Origin of the sequence: Pedobacter sp. ok626 (assembly GCF_900100435.1) — a bacterium.
Taxonomy (GTDB): Bacteria; Bacteroidota; Bacteroidia; order Sphingobacteriales; family Sphingobacteriaceae; genus Pedobacter.
Window position 1 is genome coordinate 117,543 of sequence record NZ_FNEX01000015.1, and the last position, 14,685, is coordinate 132,227.

Annotated in this window: 10 protein-coding genes; 8 read left to right on the forward strand and 2 right to left on the reverse strand. The window is 39.7% G+C overall.

Annotation, left to right across the window (positions count from 1 at the left end; genetic code table 11):
- Positions 1-24 precede the first annotated feature (24 nt).
- Entirely contained in the window at positions 25-1,020 is a 996-nt protein-coding gene (locus tag BLS35_RS19835) for an RpnC/YadD family protein (protein WP_254778986.1), read from the reverse strand.
- 434 nt (positions 1,021-1,454) lie between these two features.
- On the opposite strand from BLS35_RS19835, the gene BLS35_RS19840 reads away from it, so the two are divergent.
- Together BLS35_RS19840 and BLS35_RS19845 are read left to right on the forward strand one after the other, a co-directional pair.
- Positions 1,455-3,863, forward strand: coding sequence for an alpha/beta hydrolase family protein (locus BLS35_RS19840; protein ID WP_254778988.1), 2,409 nt, complete (start codon positions 1,455-1,457; stop codon positions 3,861-3,863).
- A 32-nt stretch (positions 3,864-3,895) separates the two neighbouring features.
- Complete coding sequence (locus BLS35_RS19845; protein WP_090784591.1) at positions 3,896-7,873, forward strand: Pls/PosA family non-ribosomal peptide synthetase; 3,978 nt, start codon at positions 3,896-3,898, stop codon at positions 7,871-7,873.
- 5 nt (positions 7,874-7,878) lie between these two features.
- Here BLS35_RS19845 and BLS35_RS19850 read toward each other — a convergent pair whose 3' ends face one another.
- Entirely contained in the window at positions 7,879-9,099 is a 1,221-nt protein-coding gene (locus BLS35_RS19850) for an ABC transporter permease (protein ID WP_090784593.1), read from the reverse strand.
- Between the two features lie 339 nt (positions 9,100-9,438).
- Between BLS35_RS19850 and BLS35_RS19855 the strand changes: the two genes are divergently transcribed.
- The 6 genes from BLS35_RS19855 (at position 9,439) to BLS35_RS19880 (ending at position 14,507) form a co-directional block, all read left to right on the forward strand.
- Positions 9,439-10,161 (forward strand): DUF3800 domain-containing protein, encoded by a 723-nt coding sequence (locus tag BLS35_RS19855; RefSeq protein WP_090784595.1) that lies wholly within the window; start codon positions 9,439-9,441, stop codon positions 10,159-10,161.
- A 493-nt stretch (positions 10,162-10,654) separates the two neighbouring features.
- Positions 10,655-11,095, forward strand: a complete 441-nt coding sequence (gene arr / locus BLS35_RS28405; RefSeq protein WP_371328256.1) for an NAD(+)--rifampin ADP-ribosyltransferase — start codon at positions 10,655-10,657, stop codon at positions 11,093-11,095.
- A gap of 67 nt (positions 11,096-11,162) precedes the next feature.
- The gene (locus tag BLS35_RS19865) at positions 11,163-11,354 is read left to right on the forward strand and encodes a prefoldin domain-containing protein (protein ID WP_090784600.1); all 192 of its coding nucleotides are present in this window, start codon (positions 11,163-11,165) and stop codon (positions 11,352-11,354) included.
- A gap of 122 nt (positions 11,355-11,476) precedes the next feature.
- The gene (locus BLS35_RS19870; protein WP_090784602.1) at positions 11,477-12,703 is read left to right on the forward strand and encodes an exo-beta-N-acetylmuramidase NamZ family protein; all 1,227 of its coding nucleotides are present in this window, start codon (positions 11,477-11,479) and stop codon (positions 12,701-12,703) included.
- 78 nt (positions 12,704-12,781) lie between these two features.
- A complete protein-coding gene (locus tag BLS35_RS19875) occupies positions 12,782-13,378 on the forward strand; it encodes an RNA polymerase sigma factor (RefSeq protein ID WP_090784605.1) in 597 nt (198 codons plus the stop codon).
- A 91-nt stretch (positions 13,379-13,469) separates the two neighbouring features.
- Complete coding sequence (locus tag BLS35_RS19880; protein ID WP_090784607.1) at positions 13,470-14,507, forward strand: FecR family protein; 1,038 nt, start codon at positions 13,470-13,472, stop codon at positions 14,505-14,507.
- Positions 14,508-14,685: the final 178 nt, after the last annotated feature.

Here is a 14,685-nt window from a genome sequence, read left to right on the forward strand (position 1 = left end):
TTATCTTCCAGTCCTAAAAATAGCCTATAGCACCTCAACTTCTTTAACAGAGAGCTTAGTCAGTTTTACAATTTTATCAATAGGAAACCCATCTTTTTTCATTTCAAGAGCGATTTTTAAAGTTGCTCTATGGCTTCCTAATAGTAATCCCTCACTCCGCCCCTCGTTCAAACCTTCGTTTCGTCCCTCTACCCTACCTTTATCCGTTGCTCTATCTAACAATATCTCTCTAACCCCCATAGCTGTTGTTCTTCCGGTTAATTGTTCAACCTCTTTTTCAAATTTAAGCATCATTTCTGGTTTATTAAAATTCACATAATAGGCAAGAAAATCCATAATCTTTATATGCTTTTCTTTACTCACATTTCTTTTAATCAATTCTTTAGTAAGATCAATCTTAATCCGTTTTAAATGATCATCGTCGGCATTTTTATTTTTCAAAGCAAGAAGGGCAACAAGTGCCACTATAGCAAATGGATTGGGATCTGCCCTTAGTTTCTGCTCATTCTGATCCAATAGCTTATAAGTATTAAATTCATAGCTCAGCTTGGTCCCCAAATAATCCTCCTTATAAATCTTAGGATGGTATTTTTTATCACTATCTATTAAAATAGCGAATGCTGTAATAGAGACATTATGTTTGTCCTTTGCCCGATAAAAATATCGAAACATTCTGGTTCTTAAATCTTCGTGACCTCCTTGTCCCTGAATCTCAACATGAACTAAAATAAATTTAGACCCGCCTTCTTTTAAATGAACCTTTACCAGTTTATCTACAAAACGAACTCCTGCAGTATTCCTTTCTGGCGGAAACAGTCTGTTAAATTCTTTATCCAGAAAAACAAACTTTTTGCTCATATCAAACAGCTTATCAGCATCGGGGAAAAAGAATCTTAGGAAATCCCCGAAAACATCCTCCAAAATCCCCTTCCATAATTCATCATCGCGTTTGGCCACCTTTTTTTTACTATACTTCTTTCGTTCAGGTATTACTGCATCATCACTTTCTTTGTCCCCCATATACATCTGATTTAGGCAAACTTCTCTATAACATTTGCTAAAAACAAAATACTTTACAACAAAATATAAACAATAACTAAAATAAAATGCATTTAAAATACAAATAATAAACAATAAGATACAAACTGGCGTTCAGTATTTCTCACCAAATACCTATAACTCAATGGCAAGTATCGGCTTAAAAGCTGTAGCAGCAGGCACAGCCAGTACAAACCCTACTTATAACTTTGATTCGGCCAACACAAGTACCTATGCAAAAGATTTCAATTGGGTCTAAGATATAGCTTCTAAAAGCGCTGATTTGAAAGAACAGTTTTAATTAAAAAAACTCTTTTAGTTTAAATTCGACCGGGTTTGCTTTATGCAGCCCGGTCGTTTTTTTTATACACTAAAGAATCTGTAAGTTTATGCATTGCAAATGCTAAATATCAATTATGAAAAAACTTATACTTCATCTATTTCTACTGACCGCATCAGCTAACCTTTACGCTCAAGATGCTGTCGATTATCAAATGCCACCAAAAGAGATGGCCGACCTACTCCTCGCCAAACCAACACCTGCGGTTAGGATTGATAGTAAAGCAGAGTGGATGCTGTTAAGCGGTCGGAATTCTTATCCATCTGTAGAAGAACTAGCCATGCCCGAATATCGCATTGCCGGCCTCCGTCTCAACCCCAACAATTACTCAGAAAGTAGACAAACCTATATCAACAGCCTTACACTTAAAGACATTAAGACTGATAAAAGTTTCAGCATTATAGGTCTGCCAACTCCCTTGTTTGCCGGAAACATAATCTGGAGCCCGGACGAGAAAAAAATAGCTTTCACCAATACCACACAAAAAGGGGTAGATCTTTACCTCATTGATATTGCGACCAAAAAAGCGACCAAAATCAATAAGCAATTTCTTAATGTGGTACTAGGCACTGGGGTAAGCTGGCTAGATGCAAGCACCTTATTATACAAGGTTGCTGTAAAGCCCGCCAGTGCAGCACCTAAAAAACCTTTAATGCCCAAAGGACCTACAGTACAACAAAACCTAGGCAAAGCCGCCCCAAGTGTTACCTACCAGGATTTAATCAAATCGCCGTACGACGAACAATTGTTTGAGTTTTTTGCGACCGCGCAGTTGGTTAAAAATAAAAATGGCGTAGAAACACCTATCGCTAAACCAGCAATTTATATGAGCGTAAGAAGCTCTCCTGATAAAAATTATTTGCTCATCAGAACGATAAAAAAACCTTTCTCTTACCTCTTTTCTGCAAGTGGCTTCCCCTCTACCCTAAGCATTACAGATTTAACTGGAAAACTGGTTAAAGTGCTTGCCCAACTGCCTTCAGCTGAAGGCCGACCTTCGGGTTACGACAATGTGCAGAACATACCACGAGGGTATGACTGGCGTGATGATGAACCTGCAACAATCACTTGGGCACAGCCTTTAGATAGTGGATTAATCAAAAAACAAGTTGACTTTCATGATGCCGTTTACGCCTTAAGTGCTCCTTTTAGTGGCGAAGCAAAAGAACTTTTCAAAACCCAAATGCGCTATCAGGGAACTGCCTGGGGCGATGCTTCATTGGCACTCGTAAAAGAAGGACTACGAAGCAAGCAAAAACTTAAAGCCAGTCGCTACAATACCACAACCGGTAGCTTAGAGACTTTGTACGAACGCAACGAAACCGATGCTTACAATGATCCCGGAGATCCTGTTACCACTAAAAATAAATACGGCCGACAAGTTATTCAAGTCCTCAATAACGGCACTCAGCTATTGATGAACAACACCGTTGGTTCTTCAGCAAAAGGAGATTTACCCTTTCTTGCAAAGTTTGATCTGGGAACAAAAAAGAATGAAATCATTTGGCGCAGCGCAGAAGGAACTTACGAATATGTAGTTGATGTATTGGATGCCAATAAGCTGGTTTTATTAACCAGAAGAGAATCGCAAAAAGAGGTTCCTAACTATTTCATTAAAAATTTAGTACTCCGCATTGCCGACCGCCAGATCACCAACTTCACCAATCCTTATCCCGGTTTAGATGGTGTGACTAAAGAAAAAATCACCTACAAACGTGCCGATGGCATCGACTTAACTGGCAACTTATATCTCCCTAAAGGGTACGACAAAAACAAAGACGCCCCCCTTCCTGTACTGATCTGGGCTTATCCACGCGAATTCAACTCTGCTGCCGATGCCGCACAAATCAGGGGTTCGAAAGATCGTTTCACCACAATTAGCTGGGCATCTCCTATTTATTGGGTTACCCAAGGCTATGCTGTACTAGACAATGCCGAAATGCCTATCGTATCTGTGGATGGGAAAAAACCAAATGACACTTTTATTGATCAGCTAAAATTAAATGCCGAAGCAGCAATCAATAAACTGGTCGACATGAAGGTTGGCGACAGGAACCGTATGGCTGTTGGTGGCCACAGCTATGGGGCCTTTATGACTGCCAATCTACTTGCGCATACCGACTTGTTTAAAGCAGGTATTGCACGGAGTGGTGCCTACAACAGAACCCTAACTCCTTTTGGTTTCCAAAACGAAGAACGCACCTATTGGGAAGCTCCGCAACTGTATTACGAGATGAGTCCATTTAGCTATGCCAACAAAATCAAAACACCTTTACTATTGATCCATGGTGATTCCGACAACAATCCAGGAACTTTCCCGATCAATAGTGAGCGTTTATTTAACGCCATTAAAGGCTTTGGCGGCACCAGTCGTTTTGTGTTTTTACCATACGAATCACATAGTTATAGCGGTAAAGAAAACTTGCTGCATATGCTCTGGGAAATGAACACCTGGCTCAACACATACGTAAAAAACGCCAGGTAAAATATTACATCTACTTAATACCCCAAATATAAATGAGCTTAAATAGTGTGGTACTGGGCAAGCAGCACCCGGATTTTATCCGAAATGAAACTATAGGCGATATTTTCAGAGCAACCGTCAAAAATTATGGCCCAAAAACGGCCATGATATTTAACCAACAGTCGATGACCTATGCGCAGTTGGATCAGTGGAGCGATGAAATTGCGGCTTATTTACAATCAAAAGGCATAGGCCCGGGGCATTCCGTTGGTCTATGGTGGCCGCGTAGTCTCGAACTACCCGCAGCCATTTTGGGTATTGTAAAATCTGGTGCAGCCTATGTCCCACTGGATAGGGAAATGCCTGCCGATCGCGTCCATGTAGTGATGCAGGAAGTTGGCGCAAATGCTTGTTTCAGTGATGCGCTGGAAGAACTCCATTGCCCGGTATACCAAATCCCGGCATTTCAGGAAAGCGCTACCCACACCCCATTTCCTATCGCGGCATCTCCAGATGACAGGGCTTATGTCTTGTATACTTCTGGTAGTACCGGTAAACCGAAAGGCATTCCCATTAGTCACCGTCAAATTTGTCACCTGATCCGTTCAGAGCAAAGCGTCATCAATATCCTACCCGAGGATAAAGTTTACCAGGGCTTCTCGGTTTCTTTTGACATGTGGTGTGAAGAAACATGGATCAGTTTATACGTTGGGGCAACCTTATGGATTGCCGATGCAACTACAGCCAAATCAATTGATGAGCTAAGCGATATCTTAAGAAACGAACGCATTACCATTTTACACGCAGTACCAAGTCTGCTTGCTGTAATAGATGATGATATACCCACTATCCGCCTGATTAATGCTGGCGGCGAAGCCTGTACCACTCAAGTCTTAAATCGCTGGAGCAAACCCGGATACAACGTCTTTTACAACAGTTACGGTCCTACAGAAACTACGGTAACAGCCACCATGATCGCCTTAAGACCGGGCGACCTGATTACCATTGGTAATCCCCTACCCAATTATAACCTTGCCGTGGTTGATGACCTGTTCAATGTTGTACCTATGGGCACACAAGGACAGCTGATCATTTCTGGCCCCGGAGTATGCAATGGTTATGTAAACAGACCTGACCTTACTGCGGAGAAGTTTTTGGACATCCCAGAAACGCTTCAAGGTATTTTACCCGGCGACAGGATCTATTTGACAGGAGATGCCGTGATTATGCATGAAGATGGCAGTGTCGATTTTAAAGGCCGTTTAGACGACCAGGTAAAACTTAGAGGATACCGCATTGAGCTGGGCGAAATCGAAGTAAAATTAAATGAACTGCCACAAGTATTAGCCGCAGCGGTCGCCTTAAAAAAAGATGCCAATCAACAAGACCAACTTGTCGGTTATGTAACCCTAAAAGCAGGTGCTGATTTCGAAGATCATCGATCAAGAATAGAATTGGCCAAAGCATTACCGCCATATATGGTTCCGCTGGTAATTGTCGTGCTAGACAAAATGCCAAGGCTACCGAGCGGAAAAATCAACCGCAAAGAACTACCTGTTCCACAAGTTTTGTTAGAAATGAAACCGGAAGAGCAAATCCTCATCAACGATGATGATCCACTAAGCACTCGAGTACTCGCAGGCTTAAAATATTTATTCCCCGGCAGAGAGATCAATGTCGATGCCGATTTCTTCATGGATCTTGGTGGACACTCTTTGCTTGCCGCCTCTTTCTCTTCATGGCTCAGAAAAGATGGTGGTGTAAAACAAGCTTCACTAAAAGACATTTACACCCACCGTCCCATCAAAAACCTGATTACAGCATGGGAACTTGCCGAAGAAAAAGCAGAAAAAAACAAAGGTACAGCCAAAGAACCGTTTCATAAAGTATCTTCCCTACGCTACTGGCTTTGTGGCATTGCACAAGGCTTTTCCCTACTGGTTATCTACGGCTTATTTGCAGCACAAATATTTGTACCCTACCTGGGCTATTACTATGAGTTGGCAAAAAGCGAAACCGATAAAGGCGATACCATTTACGCAATTATCACAGCCTTGGTGCTGTTCTGTTTCATTGCACCAACATTCTCCTTGCTAAGCATTGTGAGCAAATGGCTACTACTAGGCCGCACTAAAGAGGGCGACTATCCTTTATGGGGAACTTATTACTTTAGATATTGGCTGGTTAAAACCATTCAATCTTTAGTGCCCTTACAATTTATGAATGGTACCCCACTGTATCCTTTTTACTTACGTTTAATGGGTATGAAAATGATACCAGATGCCCAAATCAGTGCCATCACTGTTGGGATGGAAGATTTAATAGAGGTGGGTAGCGATGTAAGTATCAGCTCCGGCGTAGTATTAAACAATGTCTGGGTAGAAAACGGCTTACTTAAACTCAGAAAGATCAAAATTGAAGACCATGCATATATTGGTAGTGGAGCTGTAATATCAGGCGGTGCAAGCATCCAAGCCTGGGGCGAACTGCAAGACCTAAGCCATTTACAACAAGGCCAGATCATTAAACCCGGAGAAGTATGGAAAGGTAGTCCAGCCGAAAAAATTGACACTAAAACACCTGAAGAACTGCCACAGCCCCTACATGTTTCCAGCTTTACCAGAAAATCATTTGGCTTCCTTTATACCCTACTTCTGGTTATTTTCCCGATTGTAATTCTGGCTCCGCTTATTCCCGTCATCCAAATTATCAACTACATGGATAACCAAAGCCCAGATTATGATTTCAGTTATTTTGTACATATTCCACTGCTCACGATCCTATACATCTGCCTTTACACCATCGAGACGATCGTATTATCGAGATTGCTTCTTTACAATATTAAGCCGGGTAACTACCCAGTATATGGCGGTGTCTATGTACGCAAATGGCTGTCCGATCAATTGATATCCACCTCTCTAATTGTATTGCATCCAATGTTCGCTTCTGTATATGTATCCGCATTTTTCAGAATGCTAGGGGCTAAAATTGGCAAAAATACAGAGATTTCAACAGCGAGTAATGTAAGTCATACCATGCTCGAAATTGGTGACGAATCCTTTATTGCAGATGCGGTAACACTGGGAGAAGAAGACATTCGTGCCCAACGCCTAATTCTCGACAAAACCTATATTGGCAACCGGAGTTTTGTGGGTAACAGTGCATTGATCCCCCAAGGTTATAAGTTAAATGATGATATGTTAATTGGCGTATTGTCTACACCACCTACTGCAGAGCAACTACAAGCAACACCCGCAAAAGACTGGTTTGGATCACCTGCCATTTCCTTACCAAAAAGGCAAAGTAGTGGTGACTATCCGGCATCCTTAACCACCAATCCTTCCCCAGCCAGGCGGACAGCAAGGTTTGTCATTGAAGGCTTACGGATCATCTTACCAGAAACGGTGATCATTTGCTGTAGTATTTTGTTTATTGCCTATTGCCATGACCTGGTGAAAGACCATAACCTTATGGAAATCGTTAGAGAGCTCCCTAAACTGCCATTCTACTACTTATTTTATATGGGCATGCCGGCTATGCTGATTACCCTTGTGTTAAAGTGGACTTCGGTAGGGAAATTTAAAAAGGAACAAAATCCAATGTGGACACATAAGGTATGGCGAAGCGAAGCCAATACCACTACTTACGAAGCACTCGCTGTTCCATTCTTACTGGAATACATGAAAGGCACCCCTTTTCTGCCTATGATGCTACGCCTGTTTGGTGTAAAATTTGGCAAACGCGTGTGGCTAAATACAACCGACATTACAGAACACGATATGGTGAGCATTGGTGATGACACTGCGCTTAACGAAGACTGTGGCCCGCAAACACACTTATTTGAAGACCGTGTAATGAAGGTAGGTGAAGTGAAAATCGGTGCAAGATGTACTATCGGATCCAGATCAATTATCCTGTACGATAGTGAGATTGGTGACGATGTAAAATTAGAACCACTATCATTGGTGATGAAGGGCGAAAAGCTTGCCAGTGACACCGAATGGACTGGCAGTCCGATAAGATTGACTTAATCCTTTTACTTAAACCTGATCGCTTTTAATGGGCTAATCCGGCTAACCAGCATAGATGGCAATATCAATACCATGATACAAATCACAAAAGTGGCCAGGTTTAAGATCAAAACATCAACGAAATGAATTTCTATCGGTACATACGATAAATAATAAGAAGCCTGATCTAGCTTATAAATGTGTGTGTATTGCTGTAAAAAGCCTAAACCCAATCCCAGTATATTGCCCAGCAATAAGCCAAAGCCTACCAGGTAAAGGGCATTGTATAGAAATATCTTCATTACGCTGTAATCCGTCATGCCGAAAGCTTTCAATATGCCGATCATATTGGTTCGCTCCAGGATCATGATCAATAAAGCAGTAATCATATTGATCACCCCTACCACCATCATCAACACCAACAATACCTTTGTATTTACATCCAGTAAGGACAGCCAGGTAAAAATCGCTGGAAAATAATCGGCCACAGACTCTGATTTTAGGTTCAGCTCCATATTCTCGTAAATATGATCCGATACTACTTTCAACTTAGAGAAATCTTTAATTCTGATTTCAAGGCCACCAATCTCGTTAGGCTTCCAGTTGTTTAACCGCCTAATGATATTTAGATCACCAATTACAAAGCCTTTATCAATTTCTTCAACGCCGATATCATAAATACCTACGATTTTAAACGGGCGCTTACGTGGTGGATTCTGTACAAAATACATGATAAAATCGTCGCCGACTTTAAGCCTTAATCTGTTGGCTGTAAATTGGGAGATCATGATTTGCCGTGTAGCCTTAGCACTATCTGCAAAATCAATCACCTCACCACTCACCAGATGCTTGCGGATATAATCCCATCTAAAAGACTTATCTATCCCTTTAAAGTTAATCCCTTCCACCTCATCATTAGCCGAAATAATTGCTGGCTTTGTAGCATAGGGCTGGTAAAATTCTACATCAGGGTTGTTCTTCAGCTGGTCTAGCGTCACTTTTTGAGGTACAAAAGGCAGCAGTTCAAAGGAATTATTCAAGCTATATTTAAAGACTCTTACATCTCCAATATAACCTCTTACCTTCTCCTGTATTTCTGTTTTAAAGCCTTTTATAATGGCAACAGAAAGCATCATTACCGCCAGACTTAGCATTACTCCAGCTATAGCAATACGGACAATCAACTTAGAAAAAGTACGCTCTGATTTTATGGCTATACGCCCTGCTATGAAGTATTCTGTATTCAATCTTTTCAGCTGCTAATGTGGTGTAAAAGTGCATTTTTTTAAATTAAGATTTTAAAAAAAAATCTTAATCAAAAATAAAGGCTCAATTAAAAATACAGATAAACATGTCGAAGAGTTAATATTAAAGAAATTCACAACTCTAATTAACATCAACAATTAGCTTATTTAAACAAATTGATTGACTTAAAGTGTATCTATATAAACATTTGCGTATATTTGTAATAATATTAGAGACAGGAGAAAAAGCTGAGCAACCATTTTTGGCAGGCGTTTTAACTGGATAGTCTCGTAAAAGCCCCTTAATTGGGGCTTTCTTGATTAGTAACTTTCAACTTGATCATGACCAAAATAGAAAACCAGTTAACTAAAAAATATTATTTCATTGATGAAAGTGGCGATCCCCATTTTTACGGAAATCGGAAAAAGTTATTAATAGGTACAGAAGGTTTTCAACCTTATCTAATTATTGGAATGATTGAAACAGACAACCGGAAAGTACTTCGAAATGCTGTTACCGACTTCATGGAAAACATTAAAGCTGACACCATGTACAATTCCATTCCTTCGGTAGCTAATACAAAAGGCTGGTATGTTCATGCACGGGGTGATCATCCAGAAATACGAGCAAAATTCTTTGAATTACTGCGTGATCTAAATGGCTATAAAGCACACATTGTTATCGCTAAAAAAAATCTATCCATTTTTAATCGCAAACACAACAACAATCCGACTGAGTTTTATTTTGATGTATTACATCACTTGTTGAATGGAAAAATCAATAAACCTGATTATCATCATTACTTATACCTTTCCCAACGTGGCAATAATACACTACATCGTTTTGAAGAAGCGGTTACAAGAGCACTTCAGGGAGGAAAATCTAAGTATAATACTTTTCTACCTTGCAAGCTTGAACTTGTACCCAGTAAAGAAATGCCCGAGTTAAGTATAATTGATTATATGATGTGGGCAGTGCAGCGCAAATTATTAAAAGGAGAAAGTCGTTACTTTAATGCCTTGCAGAACAGGTTCGGTGAAATCATTGACCTATATGCAGAATAGTATAAAAGAAAAAAGCTAAAAAATCCTGAAGCCCCCGTGCCAATACTGGCAGCACCCATCAAGGGATGAGATATGCAGACTTAAAACTCCTTAGCCAATACAAAGATAACATAAAATTATGAGAGTTACATATATTTGAGAGTTGGCGATCATGAGTCGACATTATCATAACATACAAAATCATTATAAGATGGAATTTAGCCCAAACAACCATGTTGTTAAATTATGCATCCAAGGTATGGAGATGGAGGAAAAAGGAAGACCTGAAGAAGCAATCAAGTTATTTTTTCAAGCATGGAACGAAGCGACAAACGATTTTGAAAAATTTACTGCTGCTCATTATATAGCGCGACATCAGAATAATGTTGCCGACAAATTAAAGTGGCTTGAAACAGGTTTGCAGTTTGCATTAAAAATTGATGATGATGCGGTTAAAGGCGCCTTCCCTGCGCTATATTCAAACATTGCCCAATGCTATAAAGACTTAGGCGACATAGATAATGCAAAAAAGAATCAGGAATTAGCAAAGACTTTCGAAGATAGGCCATCTGACAAGGGGCCCTTTTACCACGGGACGAAAGCAGCGCTGCAGGTCGGCGATTTGCTAACAGCAGAGAGCAACTCTAACTACAAGGCTGAACTCGTCATGAATCATATTTATTTTACTGCCTTGGCGAACGGAGCGGGACTTGCCGCCGCTTTGGCTAAAGGTGAGGGACCCCAACGTGTTTATATCGTTGAACCTACAGGGAACTTTGAGAATGACCCAAACGTTACTAACAAAAAATTCCCAGGGAATCCTACCCGTTCTTATCGCAGCCAAGAGCCGCTTAAAGTGGTTGGCGAACTAACAGATTGGCTGCGAATAACACCAGAAGAACTCAAAAAATGGCAGGAAAAACTAGCGAATAATAAAGGGGAAATTATTAATTAAAACAAACAAAAGCCTGTCCCAAACAATCTGCCCTTATTTAAGGTTTATAAGTAAAAACAGAACGATAATGGCAAAATCAACTATTGAAAAAAAGATAGACACCAAAGTAAAATCTATCCAAAATCAGATTAAAAAACTGCAAAATGATTTGGTACACTGGCAAAAAGTCGCGAGCGATTATGAAACCAACAGAGACACTATCGAATCAATTTTATCTGTACACAATGCCCCAGATTTAGGCGGGAGTAAAAAGAAGTAAGAGCTATAAAACTGGAAATAGAAACACGACAAAAGGGGTTAAATGCCCCTTTGTTATTAAATAACGGATTAATCATTTTTTATTACCTTTAGTTTTATACACACAATAAAAAAGGTTATTAAATGACACGATCCGTAACACACCTCCTGAATGCAGTCTTGTTCTCTTTTCTGCTTCAAATTTGTAGTCCATTAACTACATTAGCCATCGATCCACCCCATAAAAAGCTACTTACCGGTGCCGAACAAACAGAACTATATGTACCTTATTTAAAAGGCAAACGTGTAGGTATGGTGGTTAACCCAACCTCTATAATCGGCAAGGAAACCACTGTAGACAGCTTGCTGAAACGCGGCGTAAACATTGTTAAGATATTTGGACCAGAACATGGTTTTAGAGGAAATGCCAGTAACGGAACACATGTTGATGATGAAATTGACACTAAAACAGGGATAAAGGCCATTTCATTATATGGAAAACACTCTACCCCTACCAAAGCGGAACTGGCAGATGTGGATGTGATGATATTTGACATACAGGATGTGGGCGTACGTTTTTATACCTATATCAATACTTTACAACACGTAATGGAGGCTTGTGCAGCCAACAAAAAGGAAGTACTGATTTTGGATAGACCAAACCCCAATGGTTTTTACATTGATGGCCCAATACTTGATCCAAAATTTAAATCAGGTATAGGATTAAAACCAATTCCAGCAGTGCACGGACTAACCGTTGGTGAATACGCTCAAATGTTGAATGGCGAAAACTGGTTGGACAATAAGCTGAAATGCAAAATCAAAATCATTAAAGTGGCCAATTACACCCACGACACTCCCTATGAACTACCTGTTAATCCTTCACCAAATTTAAATACACCACAATCTATTTTATTGTATCCAACTACCTGCCTGTTCGAAGGCACCTATTTAAACTATGGCCGAGGTACACAATTTCCCTTCACCATTGTAGGTGCTCCTGCATTAAAAGGTAAATACGAGTTTTCTTTCACTCCAGTAAGTCTTAAAGGGATGTCAGAAAGTCCCTTGTTTATGAACCAGGTTTGTTACGGTTTAGACCTTAGGAATTATGATACCAACAATTTCAGAAAAACAAAGCAGATCAACTTAGGCTGGATAATCGAATTGTATAACGCTTCACCAAACAAAGCAGATTTCTTTAACTCTAGTTTGAGCAAAGAAATGGGGACAATTGAAAGGCTTATTGGTGTTGCTGATTTCAGGAAACAAATTATTGCCGGAAAATCAGAACAAGAAATCAGAGCGAGCTGGGAACCCGGATTAAGTCAATATAAAAAGATGCGCAAAAAGTATTTGTTGTATCCATAAGGTATAGATATTCCTCTAAACGTTATATTTAGAAAGGCATATAGCTGATTTCCTAAACTATAATTTTAACTTAGCATAATGGAAAGTAAAGCTCCCACTGGTGAGGAAATTCTTTTGGCTAAAATAACCAGTGGGGACCATTATGCTTTCAGGAAATTATTTGACCAGTATCATTCTAAAGTTTATAGCTATTCCAATTGGGTGTTGCGATCTGAATCTCTTGCACAGGAAATAGTGCAAGAGGTATTTATAAACATCTGGATCAATAGAGCGAAATTATCACAAATAAACAATTTCGGAGGTTACCTGAGGGTGATTACCAAAAACGTGACCTTAAATGCCTTAAAAAAAATAGCGCTTGATTTCAAATTGAGCAATGCCCATGTTAAGACCTGGACGGAAGTAGATAACGATACCGAAGAGCAGATCCAATTCAAAGAAACCCGTGCCTTGCTTAACGAAGCAATTTTAAAACTTCCCAAACAGCAGCGGCTGATTTATCAAATGTGCCACATTGATGGCATAAAACAGAAAGAGGTAGCCGAAAAACTTAACATTTCGCCTCTTACCGTAAAAGCGCACCTGCGCGATGCGACCAAAACCATCCGTAATTTTATGGGCGACCAGGCCGATCTCTGCGTTTTGTTGTTTATGTTTTTTTATGTGATAAAATAATTTCACATCCACTACTACCTTTTTGATTTAGGATTGTCATTATAATAAATAGGCAAGATAACCCCTTGCTTTTAATCCTAAATTGTACCCGATGAGTAAGGAAAGACTAACGCATTTATTTCAGAAATACGTACACAAAACCTGTACACAGGCGGAATATGCAGAGTTGATGAGCTTAATTAACGACAAAAATAAAGCCATTGAGCTTGATCAGCTGATGAATGAGGAGTGGAAAAACCATCGTAATGGCCCGGAACTGGACAAAAAAAGTGTAGATCAGCTATTTGACAGGATTTTATCTGCCGGAGAATATATCCAGGAAAATAACCAGACCATTAAACTGAACACCAGAAGATCATGGATCATGTGGGCTGCTGCATCATTTTTACTGGGAATTTTTGCTTTTTGGTTTTACAGTTCAAACAGCGACAGCTCCAATAAAGCTAAACAGGCTCAGGCGATAGCAGGCAAAACTAATCCTGTGATAAAGTTGGCTACCATTAATGAACACAAAAAAATAAAACTACCTGATGGCAGCATTGTTATTCTGAATAACGGCAGTAAGCTCGAGTTTCCAAAAAATTTCTCCGGCAACACACGAGAAATAATACTAGAGGGAGAAGGGTATTTTGACATCAAACATAATGCTGAAAAACCTTTCATAGTCCATACGGGAAAAATAAGCACGACTGTTTTGGGAACAGCTTTTAACATTAAGGCATATGACAAAGAGAACAATGTAGTAGTAACTGTAACCAGAGGAAAGGTAATGGTTAAAAATGAGAACAAAACACTTGGAATAATTGTTCCGGATCAGCAGATTGTTTTCAATAAAACAGAGATGAAATCATCCCTTACCCCTGTAGTAGCCAGCAAAATAGTAGAGTGGCAGGAAAAAGACCTCTACTTTGATGATGTAACCATGGATGAAGCGGCAGCGCAATTGGCTAAACGTTTCAATATAAAAATAAAATTTGCCAGCGAGGAAAGCAGAAGCTGTCGTTTTACAGCTACCTTTTTAAAGGGCGAAAGCTTAGAGGAGATTCTAGAAGTCATTACTTCATTTAATCATATAACGTATCAAAAAAAGGCTGGAGAGATCATCATTTCTGGCAACGGATGTAAATAATAATTAATCAATTAATAAACCTAAACCCTTAATTAAAACCATTTATGAAAGAAATTTACCAACTGCGAATTTGATAAAAAAACTCCCTGTCGCTAAACAGGGAGCTGTTGATTGCTTTGCTTTAGCGCTAACTAGAGCAAAATGTTATAAACAATTTTTCGAGGATCATTTAAACATT

Excerpts from the sequence above, each read along its gene's own strand:
- BLS35_RS19835 (WP_254778986.1), bottom strand. The coding sequence starts at position 1,020 with ATGGGGGACAAAGAAAGTGATGATGCAGTAATACCTGAACGAAAGAAG.
- BLS35_RS19880 (WP_090784607.1), top strand. The coding sequence starts at position 13,470 with ATGAGTAAGGAAAGACTAACGCATTTATTTCAGAAATACGTACACAAA.
- BLS35_RS19875 (WP_090784605.1), top strand. The coding sequence starts at position 12,782 with ATGGAAAGTAAAGCTCCCACTGGTGAGGAAATTCTTTTGGCTAAAATA.
- BLS35_RS19870 (WP_090784602.1), top strand. The coding sequence starts at position 11,477 with ATGACACGATCCGTAACACACCTCCTGAATGCAGTCTTGTTCTCTTTT.
- BLS35_RS19855 (WP_090784595.1), top strand. The coding sequence starts at position 9,439 with ATGACCAAAATAGAAAACCAGTTAACTAAAAAATATTATTTCATTGAT.
- BLS35_RS19845 (WP_090784591.1), top strand. The coding sequence starts at position 3,896 with ATGAGCTTAAATAGTGTGGTACTGGGCAAGCAGCACCCGGATTTTATC.
- BLS35_RS19865 (WP_090784600.1), top strand. The coding sequence starts at position 11,163 with ATGGCAAAATCAACTATTGAAAAAAAGATAGACACCAAAGTAAAATCT.
- BLS35_RS19840 (WP_254778988.1), top strand. The coding sequence starts at position 1,455 with ATGAAAAAACTTATACTTCATCTATTTCTACTGACCGCATCAGCTAAC.